The organism is Congregibacter brevis (genome assembly GCF_045689245.1).
GTDB classification, from domain to species: Bacteria; Pseudomonadota; Gammaproteobacteria; order Pseudomonadales; family Halieaceae; genus Congregibacter; species Congregibacter brevis.
Genome location: NZ_CP136865.1, coordinates 3,382,377 through 3,408,936, shown reverse-complemented (window position 1 = coordinate 3,408,936; position 26,560 = coordinate 3,382,377). Strand labels below are relative to the sequence as shown.

Annotated in this window: 21 protein-coding genes; 20 read left to right on the top strand and 1 reads right to left on the bottom strand. The window is 54.5% G+C overall.

Annotated elements, in window-relative coordinates; genetic code table 11:
- The first annotated feature begins 86 nt into the window (after positions 1-86).
- Positions 87-1,151, top strand: coding sequence for a quinolinate synthase NadA (gene nadA / locus R0137_RS15075; protein WP_407327223.1), 1,065 nt, complete (start codon positions 87-89; stop codon positions 1,149-1,151).
- A gap of 21 nt (positions 1,152-1,172) precedes the next feature.
- Here nadA and R0137_RS15070 read toward each other — a convergent pair whose 3' ends face one another.
- Positions 1,173-2,774: a M48 family metalloprotease gene (locus tag R0137_RS15070; protein ID WP_407327222.1), complete on the bottom strand. Its 1,602-nt coding sequence runs from the start codon at positions 2,772-2,774 to the stop codon at positions 1,173-1,175.
- Between the two features lie 128 nt (positions 2,775-2,902).
- On the opposite strand from R0137_RS15070, the gene R0137_RS15065 reads away from it, so the two are divergent.
- From R0137_RS15065 to R0137_RS14975, 19 genes are all read left to right on the top strand, one after another.
- Positions 2,903-3,085, top strand: a complete 183-nt coding sequence (locus R0137_RS15065; protein ID WP_407330030.1) for a sulfurtransferase TusA family protein — start codon at positions 2,903-2,905, stop codon at positions 3,083-3,085.
- Between the two features lie 2 nt (positions 3,086-3,087).
- Complete coding sequence (locus R0137_RS15060) at positions 3,088-4,212, top strand: AI-2E family transporter (protein ID WP_407327221.1); 1,125 nt, start codon at positions 3,088-3,090, stop codon at positions 4,210-4,212.
- A 4-nt stretch (positions 4,213-4,216) separates the two neighbouring features.
- Positions 4,217-7,093 carry an insulinase family protein gene (locus R0137_RS15055; protein WP_407327220.1) on the top strand — a complete coding sequence of 959 codons (2,877 nt, stop codon included), beginning with the start codon at positions 4,217-4,219 and terminating at the stop codon, positions 7,091-7,093.
- Between the two features lie 375 nt (positions 7,094-7,468).
- On the top strand, positions 7,469-10,117 hold the full coding sequence (gene aceE / locus R0137_RS15050; RefSeq protein ID WP_407327219.1) for a pyruvate dehydrogenase (acetyl-transferring), homodimeric type: 2,649 nt from the start codon (positions 7,469-7,471) through the stop codon (positions 10,115-10,117).
- Between the two features lie 49 nt (positions 10,118-10,166).
- On the top strand, positions 10,167-11,831 hold the full coding sequence (gene aceF / locus R0137_RS15045; protein WP_407327218.1) for a dihydrolipoyllysine-residue acetyltransferase: 1,665 nt from the start codon (positions 10,167-10,169) through the stop codon (positions 11,829-11,831).
- A 33-nt stretch (positions 11,832-11,864) separates the two neighbouring features.
- Complete coding sequence (locus tag R0137_RS15040) at positions 11,865-12,758, top strand: hypothetical protein (RefSeq protein WP_407327217.1); 894 nt, start codon at positions 11,865-11,867, stop codon at positions 12,756-12,758.
- Entirely contained in the window at positions 12,755-13,600 is an 846-nt protein-coding gene (locus R0137_RS15035; protein WP_407327216.1) for an HAD-IIB family hydrolase, read from the top strand. Before R0137_RS15040 ends, R0137_RS15035 begins: the two co-directional genes overlap by 4 nt.
- A 3-nt stretch (positions 13,601-13,603) precedes the next feature.
- Positions 13,604-14,830, top strand: a complete 1,227-nt coding sequence (locus tag R0137_RS15030; RefSeq protein WP_407327215.1) for a glycosyl transferase — start codon at positions 13,604-13,606, stop codon at positions 14,828-14,830.
- On the top strand, positions 14,817-16,604 hold the full coding sequence (locus tag R0137_RS15025; protein ID WP_407327214.1) for a sugar phosphorylase: 1,788 nt from the start codon (positions 14,817-14,819) through the stop codon (positions 16,602-16,604). The genes R0137_RS15030 and R0137_RS15025 overlap by 14 nt, the downstream gene beginning before the upstream one ends.
- Positions 16,605-16,720: 116 nt before the next feature.
- The gene (gene fabV, locus R0137_RS15020; protein ID WP_407327213.1) at positions 16,721-17,911 is read left to right on the top strand and encodes an enoyl-ACP reductase FabV; all 1,191 of its coding nucleotides are present in this window, start codon (positions 16,721-16,723) and stop codon (positions 17,909-17,911) included.
- Between the two features lies 1 nt (position 17,912).
- Positions 17,913-18,737, top strand: coding sequence for an MBL fold metallo-hydrolase (locus tag R0137_RS15015; protein WP_407327212.1), 825 nt, complete (start codon positions 17,913-17,915; stop codon positions 18,735-18,737).
- Between the two features lie 145 nt (positions 18,738-18,882).
- A complete protein-coding gene (locus tag R0137_RS15010) occupies positions 18,883-20,514 on the top strand; it encodes a long-chain-fatty-acid--CoA ligase (RefSeq protein ID WP_407327211.1) in 1,632 nt (543 codons plus the stop codon).
- Between the two features lie 171 nt (positions 20,515-20,685).
- Complete coding sequence (locus R0137_RS15005) at positions 20,686-22,443, top strand: GspE/PulE family protein (protein ID WP_407327210.1); 1,758 nt, start codon at positions 20,686-20,688, stop codon at positions 22,441-22,443.
- A gap of 4 nt (positions 22,444-22,447) precedes the next feature.
- Positions 22,448-23,653 carry a type II secretion system F family protein gene (locus R0137_RS15000; protein WP_407327209.1) on the top strand — a complete coding sequence of 402 codons (1,206 nt, stop codon included), beginning with the start codon at positions 22,448-22,450 and terminating at the stop codon, positions 23,651-23,653.
- Positions 23,654-23,775: 122 nt separating this feature from the next.
- Entirely contained in the window at positions 23,776-24,210 is a 435-nt protein-coding gene (gene gspG, locus R0137_RS14995; protein WP_407327208.1) for a type II secretion system major pseudopilin GspG, read from the top strand.
- A complete protein-coding gene (locus tag R0137_RS14990) occupies positions 24,185-24,682 on the top strand; it encodes a Tfp pilus assembly protein FimT/FimU (protein WP_407327207.1) in 498 nt (165 codons plus the stop codon). Before gspG ends, R0137_RS14990 begins: the two co-directional genes overlap by 26 nt.
- Positions 24,679-25,074, top strand: coding sequence for a type II secretion system protein (locus tag R0137_RS14985; protein ID WP_407327206.1), 396 nt, complete (start codon positions 24,679-24,681; stop codon positions 25,072-25,074). The genes R0137_RS14990 and R0137_RS14985 overlap by 4 nt, the downstream gene beginning before the upstream one ends.
- Complete coding sequence (locus tag R0137_RS14980; RefSeq protein ID WP_407327205.1) at positions 25,074-25,664, top strand: type II secretion system protein J; 591 nt, start codon at positions 25,074-25,076, stop codon at positions 25,662-25,664. The genes R0137_RS14985 and R0137_RS14980 overlap by 1 nt, the downstream gene beginning before the upstream one ends.
- Positions 25,661-26,479, top strand: coding sequence for a hypothetical protein (locus R0137_RS14975; RefSeq protein WP_407327204.1), 819 nt, complete (start codon positions 25,661-25,663; stop codon positions 26,477-26,479). Before R0137_RS14980 ends, R0137_RS14975 begins: the two co-directional genes overlap by 4 nt.
- Positions 26,480-26,560: the final 81 nt, after the last annotated feature.

The following is a 26,560-nucleotide window of genomic DNA, read 5'->3' as shown; positions in this document are numbered from 1 at the left end:
AATGCCCAGCATTCCGAAAGGGCAGAGACGACGAATCTTGCGGCTCTGTGCTACTATTTTTTGATTGATATCCTCATAGGTTAAGCATGACTATCGCCTCCGATCGTCTGCAAGCGATTCGCGAGCAGGTCCAACATCACCTTGATAAAGATGCTTCAGAGCAGTTGTCTCCGGAGCAAAAGCGCGTACTTGTTGAGCGTATCAAGGAGCAACTCAGCGCCCACAACGCGGTAATTGTTGCGCATTACTACACGGCACCCGAGATTCAGGCGCTGGCAGAAGAGACGGGCGGCTGTGTGTCTGACTCTCTCGAAATGGCACGTTTTGGCCATGATCATCCTGCCGAGACGCTCATCGTCGCTGGTGTGCGCTTTATGGGGGAGACTGCGAAGATCCTCACTCCACATAAGCGCGTGCTTATGCCAACCCTTGAGGCTACCTGTTCCCTGGACCTGGGTTGCCCTGCGGACGAGTTCTCAGCTTTCTGCGATGAGCACCCGGACCGTCAAGTGGTGGTTTACGCAAACACCTCAGCGGCAGTGAAAGCCCGCGCTGATTGGGTGGTGACCTCAAGTATCGCTCTGGATGTTGCAGAGCACCTGAATGCGAGAGGCGAGAGGATCCTTTGGGCGCCGGATCGACACCTGGGCGACTACGTTCGACGAGAGACCGGCGCTGACATCGTGATGTGGGATGGCGCATGTATTGTCCACGAAGAGTTCAAGGCCCGAGCCCTCGAAGACCTGAAGCGTGTCTACCCGGACGCTGCGGTACTCGTACATCCGGAGTCTCCGCAAAGCGTTGTAGAAATGGCTGATCGTGTGGGTTCCACCACGCAGATTATTAACGCCGCTAGGGAGATGGATAACCCGCAATTTATCGTCGCTACGGATCAAGGGATTTTCTATAAGCTTCAGCAACAGGCGCCGGATAAGCAGTTCATTATTGCTCCGACCGCCGGCAATGGGGCCACCTGTCGCAGCTGTGCGAACTGCCCCTGGATGGCAATGAATGAACTGGAGTCTCTCGCTAAGGTGTTTGAGCGGGACAACAACGAGATCTTTGTCGACGCAGAGCTGGGAGAGCGAGCGATGCTGCCGTTGCAGCGGATGCTTGAGTTCTCCGCGAGTCGTGAAGCCTCTCGACGATAGCTTTGCTTAGGGATTCCTTCCTCAGGACTCCAGCATTTCTTTCATTTCTGCAACGTCGTTAAGCCGCTGATTAATTTTGGCGCTGGTGGTGTAGTCGTTGCGAACAAGATCCAGCGCGTAGCGGAGCTGTTTTTCCGCCTGATCAAGAATACCGTTGAGAATAAAGTATTCGGCTCGGGCCTGATGGAGCCCAATGATATTGCCCGAAAGTCCCTGTACCTCGGCGAGTAAGTACCAAAGATAGGGGTCGTTGGCCTTGCGCTTGCTCTGCTCGAGTAGCACCTGTTCGGCGATGTGCGCCTGCTGGTCCTGCATAAGTGCTTCTGCATAGGTCATCGTCAGCGGATGATTGCGCGGATTCAGCTTTAGCCTTTTTGCCAGCTTCTCTGCGGCGCGATGGGGTTCGTTTTTTGCCATGTCAATGCGCGCATCCGCAATGATGTACTCGAGTCGATCAGGGTCTGCTGCCCACAACGAATCCAATTCCAAGGCAGCCTCATCACCGCGACCTGCATCAGTCAAGGCCAGAACAAGCCCATAACGGGCGGCGGCGGTTGAGCGAGGGGAGCCTTCGAGCTCCTTTCTAAATTTGGCGGCAGCTTCCTCTGGGGTATCAGAGAGTTGGTTGACGACGCGAGCACGCATCAATTGATAATCGAGCTTTGCCGGCCGGATTTTCTTTGGATACTGTCGAGCTCGGTTTCGCGTATCCGCAATACGATTTTCTGACAGAGGATGAGTGCGCAGAAACTCAGGAATTCGACTGCCAGTGGCATAGCGGGAAGCCTGCATCATGCGATCGAACATTGATGAGGCGGCATGAGGATCCATTCCAGCGTTAACCATGGTCTGCATAGCGACGCGATCCGCCTCTGCTTCGTTGCTGCGTGAATATCGCAGCGCCGAGTCTTGCGCTGCGGCCTGAGCAGCCGCAAGTGCTGCCATGCCAGCGTCCCCTCCAGCGGTTGCCATGAGGACGAAGCCGGCGAGCATGGCGGCCAAAGTGATGGGCTGCTGGGTTTTTGCGAACTCGACACGACGGGAGAAATGTCGTTGGCTCAGGTGAGCGATTTCGTGTGCTATTACCGTGGCGAGTTCGTCTTCGGTCTGAGCGTGCAGAAGCAAGCCATTGTGAATCCCGATGACGCCGCCGGGAACGGCAAAAGCGTTGATGGCGGAATTGTCTACGACCACGAGCTCCAGGCGGCGGTCCTCTAGCTCGCTCTCGGCGGCGAGTTTAAAAATCAGGTCTTCGAGGTAGCTGAACAGTAGGGGATCGTTGACGGTTGCCACCTGACTGCGAAAAACGCGTAGCCATGCCCGTCCCAGTTGGTACTCGTACTCCGCAGAGAATAGGCTGGTGCTGGATTCACCGAGGTTGGGGATTTTTAGTTTTTCCGTGCGCTGCGCGTTTGCAGGGTTTGTGACGCACAGCAGAGCGGCCGAAATCCAAACAAGGAGGATTCGGTTCCAGAATTGCGGATCCAGTAGGCCGCGCATTGGCTTGGTGGCGATCATCAGCATGCAGTATTCTACGCGAGCCAGCTTGTCGTCGATTTGCCGCGGGTGAATTAAACCTTTGGACGATACTCCGGCGTAGAAGTTCTTAATAAAGTGCTTCATTTTCTGGCACACAGGCTCCACTACTATTTTACACAGGAAACTTTTCTTTGAGCAGCGAACAAGCATCTCATTCGGGAATAGGTCATGATGCGGATGCACAGGTAGATGCCCGGGGGCATCGCTGCCCCATGCCTCTTTTAATGGCGAAACGTGGCCTTAACGGTCTGGACGAGGGGCAAACACTGTTTTTGATGTCGACGGATGCGGGTTCACAACGGGATTTTGAAGTGTTCGCAAAGCAAAGCGGGCACGAGGTGCTGGAATCCCTCACTGTGGACGATGAATTTCACTTTCTGCTGCGTAAAAACTGAATATGCTGGAAATTCTTAATAAGTGGTACCAGCGCTATCTCTTCGAAGAAGAGTCGGTACTCCTGCTCGTACTCATTCTCCTGTCATTGGTGTTGCTGGCCACCATCGGTGACATCCTCGCACCGTTACTGGCGTCCATTGTTCTGGCTTACTTGGTGCAGGGCGTTGTAAACCTGCTCTGCCGACTGGGGTTACCTCCCTGGTTAGGCTTTTTTCTGGCATTTATGGTGTTCATGGGCGCATTTTTCGCAGTCCTGTTGGGCTTGTTGCCGCTGGTATGGAGACAGTCTATCGGCCTGATCACAGAAGTGCCTCGGATGGTCGATCAAGGGCGCGATCTTTTGGAAGTGCTCCCGGGTCGCTATCCAGATGTGTTTAGCCAGACACAGATCGACCAGCTTCTTGCAGGTATTCAGGGGGAGATAGCGGGGTTCGGTCAGAAAGTCGTGACGATGACGCTGGCGCGGATTCCGGGGTTTATGACCCTGTTGGTCTATGTGGTGCTCGTGCCAATCATTGTGTTCTTCCTGCTTAAGGATCGGACACAGATTACCCGATGGGTTGCGGCCTTTTTGCCTGAGAAGCGCCCATTGTTGAATCGTATCTGGGACGAAATGAACGTGCAGTTCTCGAACTATGCGCGTGGCAAGATGGTAGAGATTATCATCGTGGGCGCCGCGAGTTACGTGTGCTTTACCGGGCTAGGGCTGCGCTATGCCGCGCTTCTTGGGCTGCTGGTTGGCTTGTCGGTAATCATTCCCTATATCGGTGCCTTCATCGTTACCGTACCTATTGCGGCGGTGGCGTTGTTTCAATGGGGCTTCACATCGGAATTTTATTGGGTCCTTGCGGTCTATCTTGTTATACAAATGTTAGACGGTAACGTGTTGGTGCCCTTATTGTTTTCTGAAGCCGTTAATCTTCACCCTGTTGCGATTATTGTGGCGGTGCTGTTTTTTGGCGGTATTTGGGGTTTGTGGGGTGTGTTCTTTGCCATACCACTAGCCACCCTGATAAAGGCTGTTATTAACGCCTGGCCAAAACGCGAAACCGTCGCTTTAACTGATTCATTATCTAATCCTCTAACTGACTCTTCACCCAAACCCATAACTGACTCTGCGGAGTAACACTATGCAAATCCGTATCACCGCAAAGCGTGCGGTGCAGGGAAGTCTGTCTGCGCTATTTGGCCTTTTGGTTGCCTGCGCAAGTCCTGAGCCCTCTTCACCATCGAATAGCCCAGTCCAAAGCCCCAACGATCGCTTTGCCTACCGCTTGATCACCTTGGACAACGGTCTGGAAACGCTCCTCGTGTCTAACCCCGACACACCTAAGGCCGCGGCGTCGCTCGACGTGCAGGTTGGCCACGGGGATAACCCCGCAGGGCGGGGTGGATTGGCGCACTTTCTTGAGCACATGCTGTTTTTGGGCACCGAGAAGTACCCCGATGCGGCGGAGTATGAGCAGTACGTGACCGAGCATGGCGGTAGCAGAAACGCCTACACCAGCTTTGAGCACACCAACTACTTTTTTGATATTGATGCAGAGCATCTTCCGGGCGCCCTCGATCGTTTCGCTCAGTTCTTTGTATCCCCGAATTTTGATGCGGCCTATGTGGAGCGCGAGAGAAATGCGGTAGAGGCTGAGTATCAAATGGGCCTGAAGAGCGATTCTCGCCGTGGTCTGGATGTGCTTCAGCAATCAATGAATCCCTCACACCCCTTCAGCCAGTTCGCCGTGGGCAGCCTGGAGAGCTTGGCCGATCGACCTGATGCGAGTGTTCGCGAAGACTTGCTGAAATTCTACGATAAGCACTATTCAGCGGACGTTATGCGCTTGGTGATTCTGGGGCGTGAGCCATTGGATACGCTTGAGGATATGGCGACGGAGATGTTTTCTGCTGTGCCCAATCGCGGTGTGGAGTTAGAGCAGATAAATGAGCCACTGTTTGTCGACGCAAAGCTTCCCATGCTGGTCAAAGTCAAGCCTCAGGGGACCCTGCGTCAGCTCGAAGTGAATTTTCAAACTCCTGATTACCGCGCCGACTACAGGGTAAAGCCCATGACCTATGTGTCCAATCTTCTTGGGCATGAGGGCGAGGGGAGTCTCCTCTCCATGCTCAAGCGGGAGGGTTTGGCTGATGGCCTGTCATCGGGTACGGGTTTGAGCTGGCGGGGTGGCGTACTTTTGTCGCTCACCATCAGCCTTACAGAACAAGGGGTTGCCGAGTACGAGCGCGTACTGCAGGGAGTGTTTGCATACCTTGAGCTGCTTCGCTCACAAGACCCTATGGAGTGGCTATATCAAGAGCAGGCAGCTGTGGCCGCCTTGGGCTTCCGTTTCCGAGAGTCCTCCGAGCCCATGGGCTACGTGAGTCGCCTGAGCAATGCCATGCATTACTACGAGCCCGATGATGTACTTCAAGGGCCTTATCTGATGACCGACTTTAACGCGTCGATGATAAAAGGCGCGATTGGAGCCTTAAATCCAGATATGGCACAGGTGGTGCTAACAGCTCCGGAAGTCAGCACCGACCGAATCTCGCCTTACTATGGTGTTCCCTACAGTACGCTCGGTCCCGAGGCACTTATGCTGTCTCGCTGGAAGGCAGGTGATGTTGATGGCCTGCACTTTCCCGCGGCTAACCCCTTCATTGCGGAAAATGTTGAGCTAGTTGCGATCGCGGATGACAATCCCGCGCAGCCCGAGTTGTTGATAGACGAGCCGCGCAAGCGGTTATGGTTCAGGCAAGGCGAAGATTTTCGCGTGCCGAAAGGTGCTATGTATGTGAGCTTCCGCTCTCCCTTGGTGGCGGCATCAGCCGAGCAAAAAGCGGCTTCTGCACTCTACACACGCATGGTGAATGATGCGGTGCGCGAATATACCTACCCAACACTTCTTGCGGGAGTGGGCTTTAATTTTTATAGCCATGGGCAGGGGATCAGCATGCGTGTGAGTGGCTATAACGAAAAACAATTCGCCCTGGTCGAAGAACTGCTCACAAAAATTTGGGAGCAAGAGTTTGACCCGGCACGCTTCGAGCGGATTCGTCGGAGCTTGGTTCTGGGATTGCAGAACACGGTGGCGCGACGTCCGACTTCGCAGCTCATTGATGACCTCCGTCGAGCTTTGAGTACTGGATCCTACGACGAGGAAGACCTTATTGCCGCTCTGGAAAAATTGGATGTGGAAGCGCTAGATGCCTATCGGGATGAATTCTGGGAGTCCGTCAAAATTGAGGGATTGTTGTACGGAAATTACGTCCGAAGCGATGTTCAAACGATGTCGGAAACCCTCGATGTGTTACTGCAAACCGGCGCGGGTGCGCCTGCACTGGCGCCGGAGGTTTTGCGTATCGCGGAGGGTGACGATTTAGAGCTTCGTGCCCAGATCCAACACAATGACGCCGTGGTAGCTTGGTATCTTCAGGGCGAAGGACAAACCTGGCGGGATCGCGCGATGGTGTCGCTCACGGCGCAGATCACCGAGTCAGGATTTTTCCAGCAACTTCGCACAGAACAGCAGTTGGGCTACATCGTATCGAGCTTTGCTTGGCCGCAATATGACGTTCCAGCACTTATGTTGTTGATTCAATCGCCTTCGCATTCCGCGGAGCACGTTTACGGCGCGATGCAGCAGTTTTTGTTGGATACTGCGAAGGACATCACCGAAGAGCAGTTTGATCGTCATCGACAGGCTTTGATCAATGCAACGCTCAAGCCACAGGAGAATCTTGGCCAGCGCGCAGAGTTTTATTGGCAGTCGCTTGCAACGCGGGAGTGGGACTTCGATAGCCCTCAGCAAATGGCTGCGGCAATCGAATCGATCAGTTACGCGGACTGGCAACAGGCATATCGGCGAATGTTTCTCGAAGACCGTCGTTCATTGCTGGCGTTGACACCGGGTGCAAAAGGCCTCCCGTCAAAAGACGGGGCTGAGGTGTTCGAGAGCCCCGAAGCGCTCCGCGAAGGTCGTGAGACTCTGATTATCGATCTTGCACCGTTGTAGTGAAGTGAGCAGTGAAGTGAGCAGTGTTGTGAGCCGTATGGTGAGTTGTCTGGTGGAGTTACCTCTCGCTTAACTGGGGTAACTCCGCGGTCCAGCCCTTAAGATTTTTGCCGCTGCGCAGAAGGCTTATTTACTGTAAATCCGCCCTTTGAGCCGCATATCAATGTAAGCGGTATTAGTTTAATTGGTTCCATAATGAAACTTTTATGGAGCCATGTAGGACTTGTGTACAAAATTTTGACACCGTATGATCGTCCGCGACGCGCTCGAGTCAGTCTTTTTACTCGAGTAAATTCTAATAAAGAACTAACTAGTGCTGCTAAGGTGGGCCTGCCAGGGCGATTCCTTAAGCTAGTGCGGGCGGGACATTAGACAATGATCGACGACAACGACCCCATCGAAACCCGGGAATGGCTTGACGCTCTAGACAGTGTGGTACGAGAGGGCGGCGATAGCCGGGCTCGCTATCTCATGATCCAATTGGCGAAGCACGCCGTCGATACGGGTGTTCCCCTTCCCCCGTCGATTACTACACCGTTTAGAAACACCATCAGTCCCGAAGACGAGAAGCCGATGCCCGGCGACTTGTTTATGGAGCGTCGTATTCGCTCCCTGATCCGTTGGAACGCGTTGGCCATGGTTATGCGCGCGAATGACAACGACGACGGCCTTGGCGGGCACATCAGCAGCTTTTCATCATCGGCGACACTGTACGACGTGGGCTGTAACTATTTTTTCCGCGGTACGGAGGACGGCCATCCGGGCGACTTGGTCTTTTACCAAGGCCACAGCGCTCCGGGCATGTACGCTCGCTCTTACCTCGAAGGGCGCCTAGATGAAGACCAACTGGACAACTTCCGTCGCGAAGTTGATGGCAAGGGACTATCGTCTTACCCCCATCCTTGGCTCATGCCTGACTACTGGCAATTTCCTACGGTGTCCATGGGCCTCGGCCCCATTCAGGCGATCTATCAAGCACGGGTAATGAAGTATCAGGCCGATCGCGGCCTCCTGGACCAGAAGGATCGTAACGTCTGGTGCTTTATGGGCGACGGGGAGTGTGACGAGCCCGAGTCACTAGGCGCTATTTCCCTCGCGGGTCGAGAGAAGCTCGGTAACCTCATTTTCGTAGTGAACTGTAATTTGCAGCGTCTTGATGGCCCAGTACGCGGCAACGGCAAAATCATTCAAGAACTTGAAGGCGTGTTTCGTGGTGCCGGCTGGGATTGCCTAAAGGTGATCTGGGGGCGCAAATGGGATCCGCTCTTGGAGCGTGACGAGTCGGGCATGCTGCAAAAGCGCATGGACGAAGTCTGTGACGGTGAGCTCCAGAATTATAAATACAACGGCGGCGCCTATACCCGCGAGCATTTCTTCGGGAAGTATCCCGAGTCTCTGGATCTTGTAAAAGATTTATCAGACGACGACATCATGTATCTCAACCGCGGTGGACACGACCCTTACAAAGTTTATGCGGCCTATGCTAAAGCTGCCGAGCAGTTCGACCAGCCCACCGTGATTCTCGCTATGACCGTGAAAGGCTATGGCACCGGCGAAGCGGGCGAGGCAAGTAACGAAACTCACTCTCTCAAGAAGCTGAATATGGAATCCCTGCGGGCGTTCCGCGATCGTTTCGCGATTCCCATCGATGATGAGGATTTAGCGTCGGTGCCTTACTACAAGCCCGACGAGAACAGCCCGGAAATGCGCTACATGCGCGAGCAGCGTCGTAAGCTTGGTGGATGTATCCCCGCGCGGCGGAGTGAGGCTCAGGTGCTTCCGGTACCGGGTCTGGACGCTTTCTCGGCGCAGACAAAGAGTAGCGGCGAGCGTCAGGTATCGACGACCATGGCGTTTGTGCGAATCCTATCGGCCCTCGCCAAAGACAAAGCCATTGGCCATCGTGTTGTACCGATTGTGCCGGACGAGGCACGAACCTTCGGTATGGAAGGTATGTTCCGACAGTTGGGTATTTACTCCTCTGTGGGGCAGCGTTACACCCCGCATGATTCCGATCAGATCATGTTCTACAAGGAAGACATCAAAGGTCAAATTCTGGAGGAAGGAATTAACGAGGCGGGTGCCGGATCAGCTTGGTTAGCGGCGGCCACGTCCTACAGCACCAGCAATTTCCCGATGGTGCCGTTCTACATCTTTTACTCCATGTTCGGTTTTCAGCGTATCGGAGACCTGCTGTGGGCAGCGGGCGATAGTCAGGCTCGGGGCTTCCTTATGGGAGCGACGTCCGGTCGCACGACGCTTAACGGAGAAGGTTTGCAGCATCAGGACGGTCATAGCCTACTGTTGGCATCGACCATCCCGAACTGTGTGAGTTACGACCCGACTTACGCTTACGAACTGGCCGTCATCATTCAAGATGGCATGCGCCGCATGTATTCCGAGCGTGAAAATCGCTTTTACTACATCACCACGATGAACGAGAACTACCCCCAGCCAGCAATGCCTGAGGGTGTAGAGACGGGCATCGTGAAAGGCATGTATCGCTTGAAGAGCGCTGAGGGCGATGCGCCTCGTCTACGTCTATGTGGCGCGGGCACTATCTTGCGGGAAGTGGAGGCAGCTGCAGAAATGCTCCGCAACGATTACGGCGTGGACGCCGAGGTGTGGAGCCTGCCGAGTATTAATGAGCTTCAGCGCGACATTAAGCAGGTTGAGCGTTGGAACATGCTGAACCCCGGCGAGGAACCTCGTACCGCGTTCTTCACTGAGCAATTGCTGGGGAGCGACGCTCCTGTGGTAATCGCGACGGACTACATGAAGAGCTTCTCAGAGCAGCTCCGCTCCGCTTGTCCAGCACCGCTTTCTGTTCTTGGAACTGATGGCTTTGGACGCAGCGACACCCGCGCAAAGCTACGACACTTCTTTGAAGTGAGCCGAGAATTCGTGGTGCTGGCGTCTTTGAATGCTCTTGCCGCTCGTGGGGATATCAGTGCCGAAGAGGTGGCGACTGCTCGCGATGCGCTGGGTATCGACCCGAACAAAGTAGATCCTACAACGATATAAAAAGTAGCTAATACAGCGCTTTATAGCGCGTCTAGCGAGGAGAGAGTCCGTGGCACAGGAAACAGTCCTAGTCCCTGATATCGGCGGTTCAGATGCTGCCGAGGTCGTCGAGGTTTTGGTAAGCCCAGGCGATACCGTTGAGGTTGATCAGGGACTACTGGTACTCGAGTCTGATAAGGCATCAATGGAAATCCCATCGACCGTCGCTGGTACGGTCGTTGAGGTGCTGGCGAAAGACGGTGATGAGCTTGCTGAGGGCGCCGCTGTTGCGGTTATCGAAGTCGCTGGTGCGGAAGCTGAAGCGCCTGGAGCAGAAGGCTCGACTGGTGGCGACGAGAGTAAAGAGCCCGCGTCAGCAGAACCATCCGAACCCATCGTAGGAGAGACCAAGAAAGCTGAGCCAGCGCCTGCGGCGAGCCAGACGGTAGAGGTGCCTGTGCCGGATATCGGTACTGATGAGCCGGTCGATCTCATTGAAGTGTCAGTGAGTGTTGGGGACAGCATTTCAGAAGGCGACACACTCGTGGTGCTCGAGACGGATAAGGCGTCCATGGAGGTTCCGTCGCCTGCGACCGGTGTTGTCACAGCGTTGAAGGTAGAAGAAGGCTCGCAAGTTAAAGAAGGCGACGTACTGTTGCTCCTTGATGCGGTGACAGCTGCTCAAAGTGAAAACGAAGCCAAAAGTAGTGGCGATTCAGCCGCTCAAGCTAAGCCAGCGGCGGGCCAAGAATCGGCTCCCGCTGCAAAATCGGCTCCAGCGAGTGCGCCGACGCCTGCCAGTGAGACGTCTAAAACTGTCTCCAAGTCGAGCGGTAACACTGTGTATGCGGGACCTGCGGTTCGACGCCTCGCTCGAGAGTTTGGCGTACCTCTCGAATCCGTAAAGAGCAGCGGTCCCCGCGGACGCATCCTTAAAGAAGATCTGCACTCTTACGTCAGCAAAGCACTTGCTTCTCAGGAATCTACCAACGGTGGTGCGGGGATCCCAGCTGTACCAGACGTGGACTTCTCAGCGTTTGGGCCAGTGGAAGTGGTGGAGCGCAGTAAAATCGACAAAGTCACCGCTGCCAATATGCAGCGAAGCTGGCTCAATGTTCCTCACGTGACTCAGTTCGATGATGCGGACATCACAGAGATGGAATCGTTTAGAAAGTCACTCAAGGGAGAGGCAGATAAGCGCGGAACACGTTTAACACCTTTACCTTTCTTGCTTAAAGCCTGTGCGGTGGCACTGAAGAACAACGAGAAGCTGAATTCGTCGTTGAGCGATGGGGGCAGCACGCTTACATTTAAGCGTTATGTGCATATCGGCATGGCAGTTGATACACCTGCAGGCCTGGTAGTTCCCGTTATTCGGGATGTGGATCAGAAGACGCTCTGGGAGCTTGCTGATGAAGTTATTGAGCTCGCGGGTAAGGCACGAGAGCGCAAGCTCAAGCCCTCAGATATGCAGGGTGGTGGCTTCACTGTGTCGAGCTTAGGGTCCATCGGCGGTCGTGGCTTTACGCCAATCGTCAACGCCCCGGAGGTTGCGATTCTTGGAGTGAGTCGGGCAGATACACAGCCGGTGTGGGACGGTCAAGCCTTCCAGCCGCGACTACAGCTGCCTCTAGGCCTTTCCTATGATCACCGCGTTGTTAATGGCGGCGATGCGGGACGTTTTCTGACTGAGCTCTGTGCACTTCTTGGAGATATTCGTAAACTCCTTCTTTGATAGATGACGACGCAGAGGGGTAAATAGAGAAGCGTGAAACCATGGCAGCAGAGCTTCCTTGATACCCACCGCCTGCCCGAGAGCTATCTAGATACTGCCGACAGGTTTTTTTCGCCCCTGGCTAAGCAGCTCGAAGAGCGCAGGCAGAAGCAGGGTGCCTCCCTAAAGGTTGCTCTAAACGGCAGTCAGGGGTCGGGTAAGAGCACCTTGGGCGACTACCTTTGTGAGTGCTTGACCCACGAGTATGGACTCAGTGCTGCGGCTCTTTCTTTAGATGACTTTTATCTCACCCTTGCCGAGCGTCAAGATCTGGCGGTTAAGGTGCATCCTTTGCTTAAAACGCGCGGTGTTCCGGGTACCCACGATGTGGGTCTCTTGCGCCGTACTCTCAGCGAGCTGAGTCAAGCGTCCCCCGACGCAATCGCTGTCCCGCGCTTTGATAAGTCTATCGATGACCGGGCTCCAATGTCGGCATGGTCAACATTCGAGCCCCCTGTGGATGTGATCATTCTGGAGGGCTGGTGCCTGGGTGCTCGCAGCGAGTTACCCGTTACGCTGGAAAAGCCCTGTAATGCGCTGGAACGTGATGAGGATGGCAGGGGGCTCTGGCGTGGCTACTCTAATCGGCTGCTCGAAGAGAGCTACGAGTCACTCTACGCTGAGTTGGATATCTGGGTCATGCTGGCGGCTCCAGGATTTGAGCAGGTGCTGCGTTGGCGCAGTGAGCAGGAGCAAAAGCTTCGCGAAGCGGTGGGCGGTAAAGGGGAAGGCCTCATGGATGATGCGGCGTTGAGACGGTTTGTACAGTACTTTGAGCGTTATACACGACAATGCTTGCGCGACCTGCCTGAGCGTGCCGACGTGTTATTTCATTTAGATGAGGATCGTAGAATCGTAAGCGCTGAAGGACTGGAGGAAACGCGGTGAGCTCAACGGTACATCTAGTTGTCACTGATCTCGACGGCTCCCTTCTGGACCATGATGACTACAGTTATGAACCCGCAAAACCTGTGCTTCAGGTGCTTGAAGAGATGCGGATTCCTGTTGTTCTCGCGTCGAGTAAAACCCGCGCCGAGATGCTTGAGTTACGGCATGAGCTGGAAAATGAGCATCCTTTTATTGCGGAGAACGGTGCGGCGATTTACATTCCCGAGCGCTATTTTCAGAGGCAGCCGGAGGGTACCGAGCTTCGAGAGGGCTTTTGGGTGCGCGAGCTTGCACCATCTCGCGCGCACTGGAGTTCAGTCCTAGACCAATATCGACAGGAAATGCCGGGCTGTTTTTTGGACTTTGCCACGGCAGGAACTGCCGGTATTGCCGAGATGACCGGTTTAAGCCTCGAGAAAGCGGCTTTGGCCAACAAGCGAGAGTACAGCGAGCCTGTGCAGTGGCGGGGAAGTGATGAACAGCTGGAACTCTTTTTGAGCGGCATAAAAGCGGCCGGCGCGCGGGTGTTAAAGGGCGGGCGCTTTTACAGTGTGTCGGGCGATTGTGATAAAGGTCAGGCGCTTTTGTGGCTTCGTCAGGAATACGCGCTGGCAGCCGGGGCGTCGGCTGTTTATGATCTAGCTGTAGGGGATGGAGAGAACGATGTCCCCATGCTCGAAGTAGCCCGCCATGCTTTACAGATTCCTGCGCACAACCGTGCTCTGCCGGAGTTGGAGCGTGATTCCGGCGTTATCGTCGGGGAAGGGTTCGGTCCAGAAGCTTGGTCAGTCGGGGTGCGCGAATGGTTGCGTGGCCTTTATAAGTCGCGTGAGGAAGTTTAAAGCATGGCGGATTTTTACCAGAACGGCATCATTACTACTCTGCACAATCTCTCAAACAGGCCCTTAGAGGACCTAGAGGCAGAGCTTGTTGGCTTTAGTAAAGCAAGACCCATGGGACTGCTGTTGCCTTCTTTATACTCCGAGCTTGAAGGCGAGGCATTGCCCCGTATTGTCGATCATTTGGCGAAGGTTCCTTACCTGGAGCAGATCGTGATCGGCCTGGATCAGGCGACGGAAGATCAGTATCGAGATGCTCTTAAGTTCTTTTCTCGACTACCACAGCCTCATCGGGTTCTTTGGAACGATGGACCGCGATTGAAGGCTATTGACGAGGAGCTCCGGGAAATGGATCTCGCTCCGAGAGAGCTTGGTAAGGGTCGTAATGTCTGGTATTGCATGGGCTATATCTTGGCTGCGAACCGAGTGGAATCTATAGCGCTGCACGACTGCGATGTGCTGACTTATGATCGTTCGCTACTCGCCAGATTGATTTATCCCGTCGCCAATCCAAATTTTAACTACGAGTTTTGTAAGGGTTATTACGCGCGGGTCGCCAACGGTAAGATCAATGGACGAGTGAGTCGGCTCCTGGTGACCCCCCTATTGCGAGCCTTAAAAAAGACTCAGGGCGATATGGAATACATCAATTACATGGATAGCTTTCGCTATCCTCTGGCGGGGGAGTTCTCCTTCCGCCGCGATGTCCTTAACGATCTACGTATCCCTAGTGACTGGGGGCTCGAGATTGGCGTGTTGTCTGAGATGCATCGAAATTACGCGAATAATCGTCTGTGTCAGGCGGATATTGCAGACACCTACGATCATAAGCATCAACAACTCTCGGCAGACGACGCGTCGGCGGGTCTGTCTCGTATGTCCATCGATATCAGCAAGGCCCTATTCAGAAAATTGGCAACGAGGGGTGTGGTCTTTAGTACGGAGAGTTTCCGCTCTCTAAAGGCGAGTTATTACCGCGTAGCACTGGATTTTGTGGAGACCTATCACAATGATGCAGTGATGAACGGTCTCGAATATGATTTGCACAGTGAGGAGCGAGCGGTGGAGCTCTTTGCTGAAAACATCATGAAGGCCGGTGAGGCATTTCTTGATCGGCCCATGGAGAGGCCATTTATTCCGAGCTGGTCTCGGGTGAGTAGCGCAATGCCCACAGTACGTGATCGGCTGTTGCAGGCAGTGGAAGAGGACACCGCGGAGTATGCCCCCAGCTGAGCAACCAGACTTCCACGACGGCGGTCGGGACAAAGTCCACGGTCTAGCCTATCGAGTAGCACAACAGCTATCTGTCATCTATGCAGGTGGCGAAGTGAGTTCCGAGATGCACGCGCTCGCCGTGGACCTCCTCAAGATCATGCGGCTGCAGGACGATATGCCCCAGCCCAACCCCTATCTCAATCATTGGGATCAGCGCGATGCCCTGATGATTACCTACGGCGACAGCATTCAGCAAGAAGGCCAGGCGCCGCTTCAGACCTTAAAGCACTGGCTTGATCACTATGCGGATGGCTGCATCACCGGAGTGCACATCTTACCGTTTTGCCCCTGGAGCTCTGACGACGGCTTTTCTGTGATCGACTACTTGAAGGTAAACGAGTCCTTAGGTGAATGGGATGATGTGCTGGCCATTGGCGCCAAGTACAACCTCATGGGCGATCTGGTGATCAATCACTGCTCAAGCGAGAGCCAGTGGTTCGCCAACTTTTTGCAGAACAAAGAGCCCGGTGTGGATTACTTTGCGACGGCCTCACCTAAGGACGATCTGTCCCTGGTGGTGCGCCCGCGGACGTCGCCACTTCTGCGCGAGGTAGAGGCGGTTGATGGGACGCGGCACGTTTGGTGCACTTTTAGCCACGATCAGGTTGACCTCAATTTCAGGAACCCGGAGGTGCTCAAGCGCATGGTAGAGATCGTGCGCCACTACCTGGATAACGGCGTGCGAATTTTTCGCCTCGATGCCGTTGCGTTTCTCTGGAAGAAGCCAGGAACAAGTTCCCTCAATTTGCGGAAGACCCACGAGATAGTTCGCCTGCTGCGCACTTTGATCGAACACGCCCGCGGTGATGCGATGATCATCACTGAGACAAACATCCCTAATCAGGAAAATCTCTCGTATTTTGGCAATGGCAACGAGGCGCACTGCGTATACAACTTCTCGCTACCACCTCTGCTGGTTAACACCTTGGTGACCGGAGATTGCTTTTATTTAAAGCAGTGGATGATGAGTATGCCGCCGCCGCAACACGGCACTGCTTACTTCAATTTTATTGCCTCCCACGATGGTATTGGTTTGCGACCTGCAGAGGGTTTGCTGTCTGATGAGGAACTGCAAACGCTCATCAGTACTATGCGACGCTTTGGTGGGCATGTGTCTTATCGAGCATTGGAGAATGGGCAAAACAAGCCCTACGAGATCAACATCGCTCTGATTGACGCGCTCCAAGGTACGGTAGCCGGCGCCGATGAGTATGGCCTTCAACGTTTTGTTTGCGCCCACGCGATCATGCTGGGTCTGGAGGGTATTCCCGGCATCTACATTCACAGCCTACTTGGGACCAGAAACGATCTTGAACGCCTGGAAACGACGGGGCAGAACCGCGCTATCAATCGACACCAATGGCAACTTGATGAACTGGAGGCACAGCTTGCCGATGCGCAATCGGACCACGCGCAGGTGTTTCAAGGCATTATGGATCTGCTGGCAATCCGACAAAAGCAGTCGGCATTCCATCCCAATGCGACACAGTTCACCTTGCACCTCGGATCTACACTCTTCGGATTTTGGCGCCAGAGTTCTGATCGGCGTCAGAGCATTTTTTGCATTACCAATGTAAGTAACGAAGCGGAGTATCTGCAGCTCAGTGACATTAACCTCATCGAGGCTCAGGACTGGTCAGATCTCATTTCTGGCGAAGACTGTAACAAGCAACAAATGCTTCTTGAGCCTTATCAAACGGTCTGGATAAGCAACCGACGAGATCACCGCTAGGGCGAAAACCCTGTGCTAGAATTCTGCTCCTTTGAAGGCAGTTTCGAGTGGCCTTTCGTGCCTCCGTTGCTGTCAAAACATCCATCGTGAAATACGATGAAAAAAGGTAGCGTTTTATGGTCATCAAGCCCCGCGTTCGCGGCTTTCTTTGTACGACAACTCACCCGGTAGGCTGCGCTGAAAATGTTCGTCGGCAGATAGCCTATGTGCAAGGTAACGGTGATGTAGTAGACGGGCCGAAGCGCGTGCTAGTCATCGGTTCCTCAACGGGTTACGGCCTGGCATCGAGGATCGTTTCTGCCTTTGGAAGCGGAGCAGAAACACTGGGTGTGTTCTTTGAGAAGGAGGGCACCGAGCGTAAGCCAGGCACTGCGGGTTGGTATAACTCAGCGGCTTTTCATGCGGAAGCGGAAGCGGCCGGGCTATACGCCAAAAGCATCAACGGTGACGCCTTTAGCGACGAAGTAAAACAGCGGGCAATCGAAGAAATCCGCAGCCACATGGGGCAGATAGATCTTGTTGTGTATAGCCTGGCTTCACCTCGGCGACAGCACCCCAAGACAGGCGAAATTCATAGCTCGACATTGAAGCCTATCGGTAGTGCGACTACTCAAAAAGGCATCAACACCGATAAAGGCGAAATCCAAGAGTTTCATCTAGAGCCCGCGAGTCAGGAGGAGATCGATAACACTGTGGCTGTCATGGGCGGTGAAGATTGGCAGTTCTGGATCGAAGCTTTGGATGAGGCGGGGGTTCTTGCGGATGGCGCCAAGACCACGGCCTACACCTATGTTGGCGAGAAATTGACTTGGGATATTTATTGGCACGGCACGATTGGTGCGGCCAAGAAAGACCTTGATCGACGCGTGCTGGACATTCGAGAGCGACTCGCGGCTAGGGGTGGTGACGCTCGAGTTTCGGTGCTCAAGGCCGTGGTAACTCAGGCTAGTGCGGCGATACCTGCGATGCCAATTTATCTGGCGATCCTGTTTAAGGTAATGAAGTCGCAGGGCTCTCACGAAGGCTGTATCGAACAGGTAGATGGCCTCTTTCGCGACTCGCTCTACGCAGCGGCCCCCCAGCTTGATGACGAAGGTCGACTGCGCGCCGATGGCAAAGAGCTGGATCCTGCAGTGCAGGCAGCGGTAGGCGAGCTTTGGGAGCAGGTGGCGACAGAGAACCTGCATGAGCTTTCGGATTTTGCGGGCTACCGGCAGGAGTTTTTACAGCTCTTTGGCTTTGAGGTTGACGGCGTGGACTACGAAGCCGATGTCGATCCTCTGGTCCCCATTGCACAGTTGATCTGACATGCTGGAACACGGAAAGCCCTGGCGTTTGAGCACCCGCGTCCGTCGACTGGTGGCGCCGAACCCCGGTGCTATGACCGGGCCGGGGACGAATACCTACCTTCTTGGTGAGGAGGATGTGATTGTTCTTGACCCGGGTCCGGCGATTGAGTCACACATCGACGCGATCCTGGCTGCGGGAGCGGGGCGTATTCGTTATATCGTGTGCACGCATACCCATCCTGATCATTCCCCGGCCTGGAAAGCAGTAGCGGAGGCTACGGGTGCGACCGTCATTGGCGCATTGCCCGAGGGCGATGATCACCAAGACGAGACCTTTGCTCCTGATGTCAGGCTCGAGCATGAATACCGGTTAAAGACTAAAGAGCTATCTTTGCTCGCGCTTCATACGCCGGGGCATGTCAGCAATCACTACTGCTTCTTGCTGGAAGACGATGGAATGTTGTTCGCGGGCGATCACGTGATGAATGGCAGCACGGTTGTCATCATCCCTCCGGGAGGTGATATGCAGGCCTACATAGCAGCTTTAAAAATGCTGCTCGAGTACCCGGTGGCGTGTATTGCTCCGGGGCATGGTGAAGTCATTGACGATAGCCACGCTGAGATCGAGGGTTTGGTGGCCCATCGTCTTGCGAGAGAAACTAAAGTGATCAAGGGACTCAGCGCGCTGGGCTTGTGCGATCTCGACGCGCTTGTTCAGCAGGTGTACGACGATGTAGATCCAAGTCTGCACCCCTGGGCAAAGCTGTCTATGGAAGCACACTTGATTAAACTAGAGCGAGAGGGCCTAGCAGCGCGAGATGAGGAAAAGTGGCAAGTCATTTAGGCTTGGACCGCTGCTTGGACTGTTAATAAAAGTCTGGTCTAGTGGTCCCATAGTGCAACTCGTAACGACTTAGATGAAACCTTAGACAAAAAGCTTACATAAACAAAACAACAACAAAACAACACTTTGCTCATAGGAGTTCTCAATGAACGGTTTGATGATGGATGCCTCACTGACGATTACTTCAATCATGTCTCACGCCGAGCGTGTGCATGGCCACAAGGAAATTGTCTCAGTTACTCGCGATAACCCCCGTCATCGATATACCTACAACGATGCGTTCAAGCGCACGAGACAACTCGCCAATGGCATAGCAGGGTGGGGTCTTTCCAGGGGTGATCGTATCGCGACCCTCGCATGGAATGACTATCGCCATTTTGAGACCTATTACGCGTCTGCCTGCAGTGGGTATGTGTGTCACACCATCAATCCGAGATTGTTTCCAGAGCAGATCGTCTACATCATCAATCACGCCGAAGATCAGGTGGTGTTTGTCGATGCAGACTTCGTGCCTCTGGTGGAGGCTGTGGCGGCACAATGTCCCAAGGTGAGGGAGTGGGTTGTACTCACGACTAAAGAACACATGCCCGAGACAACTCTCGATAACGTCAGCTGCTACGAAGATCTCGTGCATAGTCATTCGGATGTTTTTGAATGGCCGCGGCTGGATGAGAATGAGGCCTGCGCGCTGTGCTACACCTCAGGCACCACAGGTAATCCAAAGGGTGTTTTGTATTCTCATAGATCTACGATGCTTCACGCCTATGCCACGCTAATGCCGGACGCTATGGGGCTGTCGAGTCGTGACGCAGTACTGCCCATCGTACCTATGTTTCACGTCAATGCCTGGGGCACGCCTTACGCTTGTCCCATGGTGGGAGCGAAGCTGGTGTTTCCCGGTAACAAGATGGGCGATGGTGAGACTCTCGCCGCGCTTATCAACGATGAGGGGGTCACCATGTCCGCTGGTGTTCCCACTGTTTGGCTTGGACTGCTTGCTTACCTCAAGCAATCGGGTATGACGGTGGAAACCCTGGATCGCGTGATTGTAGGTGGCGCAGCCTGCCCGCTATCCGTTATGGAGGACTTCGACCGCTACGGTGTGGAGACTCGCGTCGGCTGGGGAATGACCGAGATGAGTCCTCTGGGCTCCGTGAACGAGTGCACTGCCTCTCGTGCCGAGTACAGCGAAGAGGGTTTCGCTAAGCAGCGCCTAAAAGCGGGTAAGCCGATCTTTGGTGTTGAGATGAAGATTGTTGATGATGAAGGCAAGGAGCTGCCCTGGGATGGCGAAGCCTTTGGCTCACTGAAGGTTCGCGGCCCGTGGATTTGCTCAGATTATTACGATCTGGGAGAAGACTCCAGTGCTCATTCAGAGGAAGGCTGGTTTGAAACCGGCGACGTCGCGACTATCGATCCCACGGGCTACATGGCAATCACGGACCGCACTAAAGACGTGATCAAGTCCGGTGGTGAGTGGATCTCGTCTATCGACGTAGAAAACGCGGCAACTGATCACCCCAAGGTTGCTGAGGCAGCGGTGATCGGCCGCTATCACCCCAAGTGGTCCGAGCGCCCTTTGCTGGTGGTGGTGAAAGGCGCGAATGGGCAAGACCTCACGGCGGAGGAGATGCTCGCTTGGTTTGACGGCAAGATTGCCAAATGGTGGACGCCCGATGCCGTTGAGTTTGTCGATGAACTGCCCCATGGCGCTACTGGCAAAATCCATAAAGTTGGACTGCGTGAGCAGTTCAAAGACTATGAGTTTTCTGCCTGATCGGAGTCTGTGCGACGGTTGTCTTCGAGCGGAGTCATACCCGCTCTGTGATAAACTGTGTTGAATTTACTGGCCACTGAGACGTCTCATGTAGACGGACTATTGTTCGTAGATATGAATTCTCGGTCATTACGGTCGGGTTTAACGGTCGCGCAAAAGGGTTTGTAGACGGTGGTCACTAAGAAACTCGGCGAAATACTGATCGCACAGAGCAAGCTCTCTGCACGCGATGTCGAGCGCAGTTTGCTGGCACAGGCTGAAATGGGAGACCTTTTTGGTCGTGTTCTCGTGAAGCTGGGCTTAGTGTCAGAGGCGGACGTTGCTCAGGCCCTGAGTGAGCAGTTGGATATACCGCTGCTTGCCGCCTCCGATTATCCCGAGTCTCCGCCGATTCCCGAGGGTCTTGCTCGAGAGTTTCTGGTTAGCAATAACGTCATCCCCGTAGCGCTGTCCGACGCAGAAGCATCTTTTGCCGCTGCCGTTCCTCAAGATAGCTATCTGAGTAAAGCGCTGTCCATGGCTGTAGATCGCCCTATCAAGTTGATGCTCGGGACAGACAGCGATATTTCCCGTGCTCTTGAGCAAATGCTGAGCGATAGCGGCTCTGAAGAGGAAGACGACGAGGGACTAGATCAATTTGCCGGGCAGAGCGACGACGAATTCATTGAGCACCTTCGAGACCTAGCCAGTGAGGCTCCGGTAATTCGATTGGTGAATCAGCTGATTCACCGTGCACTGGATCTCTCTGCATCAGATATCCACATTGAACCTTTCGAGGATGGTCTGCACTTACGCTACCGTGTCGACGGGGTTTTGCAGGATATGGCCGATCCTCCTTCTGCGAGCCTTGCTCCTGCGATTGCGTCGCGTATAAAGCTTCTCTCGCATATGAACATTGCGGAGCGACGCTTGCCCCAAGACGGGCGAATCATGACGCGGGTGAAGGGGCATGAACTGGACCTTCGTGTGTCCACAATCCCAACGGTGCACGGCGAAAGTATCGTAATGCGGGTGCTCGATAGAGAGAGTATCCAGCTGTCGCTGCCGGACATGGGTTTTAGCGAAGATACCTTACTGCGCTACCAGCAGTTGCTGGCGAGACCTCACGGCGTGCTTCTGGTGACGGGGCCAACGGGCTCCGGCAAAACTACGACGCTCTACGCGTCCCTCGCCTCGATGGAAACACGGGATCGCAAGATCATTACCGTTGAGGACCCCGTGGAGTATCAACTCGCCGGCGTCAATCAGATTCAGGTACAGGCACAGATAGAGCTGTCTTTTGCCAGGGCACTGCGTGCCATTCTGCGTCAGGACCCAGACATCATCATGATCGGTGAGATGCGCGATGGTGAAACCGCCCAGATAGGGGTGCAGTCCGCCCTTACGGGTCACCTCGTCTTGTCGACGCTCCACACCAATACGGCGGCGGGAGCCATCACGCGTTTAGAAGACATGGGAATCGAGCGCTACCTTATTACCTCATCGGTAAATGGCGTTTTGGCACAAAGACTGATTCGTACGCTTTGCACCCATTGCAAGGCTCCCGTCGAGCTGTCCGACACTGCAATCGCCCAGTGCGGTATCAAGCGCTTCTTGCCCCCGGGGCAGCGGACCGTATACGAAGCTAGGGGTTGCGAGCACTGTTTGCAAAGCGGTTACTCTGGACGAACGGGTATCCATGAGCTGTTTTTACTCGACGAAGAGATTCGCGGGGTGGTTCAGTCCGGCGCGGATGCCTCCGAGTTACATACCGCGGCGCGCTCTCAGGGCATGATTACTCTGTACGAGGATGGCCTTCGAAAAGTTGTTGCGGGGGAGAGTTCTTTAGAGGAAGTGCTCCGGGTCACTCAGGATCAAAGTGAGGCTGAGGACAGCCTGCCAGCGGGTGCTTCGGCCGAAGTAAGTCGCATCCAACCGATGCCGGCCTAGCCCCGTGGCGGTTTTTTATTACCGCGCTGTAGGGCGCGATGGAAAAACGGTCGATGGCACCCTGGAGGCTGCCGGCCAGGAACTGGCCTCTCGTCAGTTGCGTGCTCGCGGTCTTACGCTCCTTTCTCTCAACAGCGATGAAGCGGGTAGTGCGGTAGGTCGAAGCAGCGGTCGCCCACCTTCGCGTCAGGATGTATTGTCCATGACCAGCGAGCTTGCAGTACTGCTCCGCGCTGGCCTGCCATTGGATAGGTCTCTGAAAGTGCTTATCGAAATGGCGTCTCTACCTTCTATGACGGCATTGCTCTCGGATGTTTTGAAGTCGGTGAAAGGCGGTAAGGCCCTTAGTGCGTCGTTGGAGCCCTACTCTGATTTGTTTGGTCGCTTTTATCTCAGCATGTTGCGCAGCGGCGAAGCCAGTGGCGAGATGTCCGCGGTACTTGATCGGCTCGTGGCACATCTTGAAGAGTCTAAGGCAACGCGGGACAACGTCGTTTCCGCATTGATTTATCCCGCGATTTTGTTTGTCGTAGCCGTGTTGTCCATCGTGGTAATGCTGGCTTTTGTGGTGCCCCAGTTTGAAACTCTCTTCAATGACATGGGGGATTCACTGCCTAGCCTGACGCGCGTGGTGATCAATGCGGCGGATTTCGTAACAGCATGGTTCTGGCTATTGGCGATAGTTATCGCTCTGACGGTGGTTGCAGTACGAAATTGGTTGCGTAGTGATGCTGGAAAGCAGCGTTGGCATGCGCGAATGCTCACTCTCCCTTTGTTCGGCGGAATAGTCTTTGAGTTTGAGATGGCGCGCTTTGCGCGAACTCTGGGAACGCTGCTGGGTAATGGCGTCCCGATGCTAAAAGCCATTGATATCGCAATCGGAACGGTAGAGAACGTGGTTTTAAAGGCATCTCTGGGCAGTTTACCGCCCGCCGTGAAAGCCGGGCAGCGGATGTCCGTGGCCCTGGCCGAGTCGAAGATGTTTACTCCGATGGTGATTCAAATGACCAGAGTCGGTGAAGAATCCGGCGCCATGGACACAATGATGCTTGAGCTGGCGAAAGTTTTTGACGATCACGTGAACTCTGGCGTGAAACGCAGTCTTACTTTACTGGAGCCTTTGCTCATTTTGACCATGGGTGCGGTGATAGCCGTCATTATCATAGCGATCCTTATGGGCATTCTTTCGGTGAACGACTTGGCGGTGTAAACCGCAACGTCGTCCGACTTAAAGCGGCGCTAATGGTTGCAAAACAATCGATATGAAATACGCGGTAAGCGTTTGAAGAGAAATTGGATAGGAAAACAACAATGAGCTGTAAGGAAAAAAGAGTGTCACGAGGATTTCGAAGAACAAACCGCGCTCAATCGGGCTTTACGCTCATGGAGTTGCTGGTCGTGCTCGCGATTCTTGGATTGCTCATGAGTTTGGTGGGGCCGCAGGTATTGAATCAACTAGGTGGCGCTAAGACTAAAACCGCGCTCATTCAGATCCGTGATTTGGAACAGGCATTAGAAATGTACAAGCTTGACGTGGGTCGTTATCCCAACACGGCGCAGGGTTTAGCGGCTCTAGTGAACAAGCCCGGGGGCGCAGCAGGCTGGAATGGCCCTTACCTCAAAGGGGATGTCCCTCAGGATCCATGGAAGCAGGACTACCTATATAAGTATCCGGGAGAGCGTGGCGAGTTAGATATCTTTAGCTACGGTCAGAACGGTTCTCCCGGCGGTGATGGCGAAGATGCCGACGTCGGCAACTGGCAATAAGACCGTGGCAATGCTCGGGTATCGCAAGTTGGATGCTCGAGGTTTTAGTCTGGTAGAGCTTCTGGTGGCACTCGCGATCGCAGGCTTGATTATGGCGGCTGCGGTACCGTCGAGTGTGCGCTTTTACGAGGGTATGCAGCGCAGGCAGGCCGTTCGAAGCGCAGTCACTCTACTGTCATCGGCGCGCGAGCAAGCACTGTCGTCCGGGCGAGTACAGGACGTAAACGTCCGTCCCTCCACTCGGCGTATTTGGTATGGCAAGCGGACTCATACCCTCCCTGAAGGTCTTAGAATCACTGTCCACGGTGCTGCGGAACTTAACCGCGAGAACATTGGAGTCATTCGTTTTTATCCTGACGGCAGTGCCAGTGGAGGCGGTGTGGACATCGCTCGCGCCGACGGCTCTGGCACGCGCATTAGTGTGGACTGGTTGGTCGGCCGCGTTGAGCAATCTGCGTTGGCGCCTGGATGAAAGCGATCCCCGGTAGACTACAGCAGGGGTTTTCTCTGTTAGAGATGGTCGTGGCTGTGGCTATTCTTGGTCTGGCTTTGGGCGCCCTTTATCAATCGGTTGGTGGCGCTACGCGCAATGTTCGCGCGGATCAGCGCTATGCCTATGCTGTAGAGCTTGGCCGCTCTCTCATTGCGGACAACAGTGTTGTGCCCGTTGAAGGCTTACAGAAGAACGGCGAGACCAGCGGTGGTTTCGTTTGGCAGGTTGCTGCATCTCCGGTAGCTAGGCCACGAGGCTCCGCCCTGGGTGGGGGACGCTTGCAACGTATAGATGTTCGCGTTTCCTGGCCCGACGGAACCCGTCAACGTGAGATCAATCTGCACTCGGTTGTTGCGGGTTCAGAGCGCTAATGTCCTCCAAGAGCCAAGGATTTACACTGGTAGAGATGATGGTGTCGGTCACCATTTTGTCGCTGGTGATGCTTGCGACCGTTACCGGTTTGCGTACCTTGGCATCCACTCAAAGCTCTCTGAATGCAGTGACAGATCGCAACGATGAAATCAGAAGTGTTAGTAGTTTTCTGAGAGACGCACTCGAGTCCGCTGTAGTCGGAAGTAGTAGTGGAGGTTTGACCGTCGGCGGTGGCGGTGCGGAAATGACAGTGTTTGAGTCGTCACCTACGCAGTTAATCTGGAAGACTACGATGCTCTTTGGCGAGAGTGCCGGCGGTAGTTTTGTGGTGAGAGTCGCCAGGGAAAACCCAAATATAGTGCTGCGCTGGCAGAAAATGGACGCCCGAGGTCAGATTGACGATTGGAATAATGCCGCTGCGCGCACGTTAGTCGAGGGCGTGCAGGAGTTTTCCGTAGCCTACCGCCGCGAGCGCGAGGGAGCGTGGTTGTCAGAGTGGGACGACCGAGGGCCCCCGGGTTGGGTGCGTTTGCGGGTGCAGTCGGCGGAACGTTATTGGCCGGACATTGTGATGGAAGTGGCTCAATGAGCAGCTATTCGCGTAGCGAATCCGGCGTGGCTTTAGCGGTCGTGGTTTGGTTTATCGCGGGAATGTCGTTGCTGGTTGCGGGCGTGGTGATGTCAGCGAGAACTGATGTTCGATTTGCCCAGTTGCACATGGGGCGTGCTCAGGCATCAGCGGCGGGAGACGGGGCGGTTAATCTCCTTCTTGCCGATATGCGAGATGGACTCTACGTCGATGATGGAGTAGCTCGCCTACCCCAGCAGGTTTACCAGTTGGGTGAGGTCCAAGTTGATGTGGTGGCGGTGCCGACGGAATGGTTGGTGGATATCAATACCGCAACCGCGCCTTTGATGGCCAATGCGCTTCAGTTATCGGGTGCGTTAGACCAGTCTCGTGCGCAGTTTCTAGGGAACGCTGTTGTACAATGGCGCCGGGATCCAAAGGGCGCAGCGGGCGTGCGAATGGAGGCGCTTGAGGACTTGTTGAGCGTTCCCGGCGTAAATCGCCGGACCTGGGATCGCGTACGAGACTACATCGCGGTGCCGGTCGGAAGTGTTGGCCTTAGTCGTCCTGGTGCAAAGGCGCAGCAGCGCATGAGAATGCTGCAGACACTGACGCCGGTACAAAGAGTTAGTGCTACTGGGCAAGCTTTTGCTGGCATTAGCACAGGAGCGGCGCGAGCAACGGGGTATCGGATTGATGCCCTTGTGAGGATTGGTGACACGGTTTGGTTGCGTCGCCGGTGGGTGTCGATGTCAGCGTCTGTAGGTGTGCTGCCATGGCGGGTGTACCGAACGGAGCCCGCGAGAATAGTCAGTAGGCCCGGCCCGGCTGCTTAGTTTACGTGTAAACAGTGTGTAATTAGTGTGTAAGTGGCGTGTAAGCAGTTTGTAAGTGGTGTGCAGTGGCTCGGCAGCGTA

Coding starts and splice junctions, on each gene's coding strand:
- R0137_RS15010 (WP_407327211.1), top strand. CDS start 18,883: ATGAACGGTTTGATGATGGATGCCTCACTGACGATTACTTCAATCATG.
- R0137_RS14985 (WP_407327206.1), top strand. CDS start 24,679: ATGAAAGCGATCCCCGGTAGACTACAGCAGGGGTTTTCTCTGTTAGAG.
- fabV (WP_407327213.1), top strand. CDS start 16,721: ATGGTCATCAAGCCCCGCGTTCGCGGCTTTCTTTGTACGACAACTCAC.
- R0137_RS14990 (WP_407327207.1), top strand. CDS start 24,185: ATGCCGACGTCGGCAACTGGCAATAAGACCGTGGCAATGCTCGGGTAT.
- aceE (WP_407327219.1), top strand. CDS start 7,469: ATGATCGACGACAACGACCCCATCGAAACCCGGGAATGGCTTGACGCT.
- nadA (WP_407327223.1), top strand. CDS start 87: ATGACTATCGCCTCCGATCGTCTGCAAGCGATTCGCGAGCAGGTCCAA.
- R0137_RS15055 (WP_407327220.1), top strand. CDS start 4,217: ATGCAAATCCGTATCACCGCAAAGCGTGCGGTGCAGGGAAGTCTGTCT.
- R0137_RS15015 (WP_407327212.1), top strand. CDS start 17,913: ATGCTGGAACACGGAAAGCCCTGGCGTTTGAGCACCCGCGTCCGTCGA.
- R0137_RS14975 (WP_407327204.1), top strand. CDS start 25,661: ATGAGCAGCTATTCGCGTAGCGAATCCGGCGTGGCTTTAGCGGTCGTG.
- R0137_RS14980 (WP_407327205.1), top strand. CDS start 25,074: ATGTCCTCCAAGAGCCAAGGATTTACACTGGTAGAGATGATGGTGTCG.
- R0137_RS15030 (WP_407327215.1), top strand. CDS start 13,604: ATGGCGGATTTTTACCAGAACGGCATCATTACTACTCTGCACAATCTC.
- R0137_RS15065 (WP_407330030.1), top strand. CDS start 2,903: ATGCCTCTTTTAATGGCGAAACGTGGCCTTAACGGTCTGGACGAGGGG.
- R0137_RS15060 (WP_407327221.1), top strand. CDS start 3,088: ATGCTGGAAATTCTTAATAAGTGGTACCAGCGCTATCTCTTCGAAGAA.
- R0137_RS15025 (WP_407327214.1), top strand. CDS start 14,817: ATGCCCCCAGCTGAGCAACCAGACTTCCACGACGGCGGTCGGGACAAA.
- R0137_RS15070 (WP_407327222.1), bottom strand. CDS start 2,774: ATGAAGCACTTTATTAAGAACTTCTACGCCGGAGTATCGTCCAAAGGT.